The organism is Xanthovirga aplysinae, from assembly GCF_009711365.1.
In the GTDB taxonomy this organism is placed as follows: Bacteria; Bacteroidota; Bacteroidia; order Cytophagales; family Cyclobacteriaceae; genus Xanthovirga; species Xanthovirga aplysinae.
In genome coordinates this window covers 1-269 of record NZ_SMMB01000065.1, presented here as the reverse complement: position 1 = coordinate 269, position 269 = coordinate 1, and the positions used below count along the sequence as shown (strand labels likewise).

Here is a 269-nt window from a genome sequence, read left to right as displayed (position 1 = left end):
CATAAACGCTTCTTTAACCGTTTCCGGAACAGCTAACCTGGCAAGTATCAATTCTAGTGGTACAATCCAAGAGAATGGCGCCAGGGTTTTGAGTACCAATTACCTTGGAGGCCCCTCTTCGGGAAGGGATTTTGACCTAAACACCCTAACAGGTATAAGGTCAAATTATGGAGGACCACAGCATATGCTGAATCGTCCTGTAGATTCCTATGGCTTAGCTGTGAACTTTGACTCCTATTCCGAAAGTTTAAAATCTCAATTGTACTTTG

The 269-nt window shown here is 43.1% G+C and carries 1 protein-coding gene; it reads left to right on the top strand.

Going from position 1 to position 269, the window contains the following annotated elements:
- A partial coding sequence (locus tag E1171_RS22990; protein WP_187696075.1) for a hypothetical protein occupies window positions 1-269 on the top strand: 269 nt, incomplete at both ends.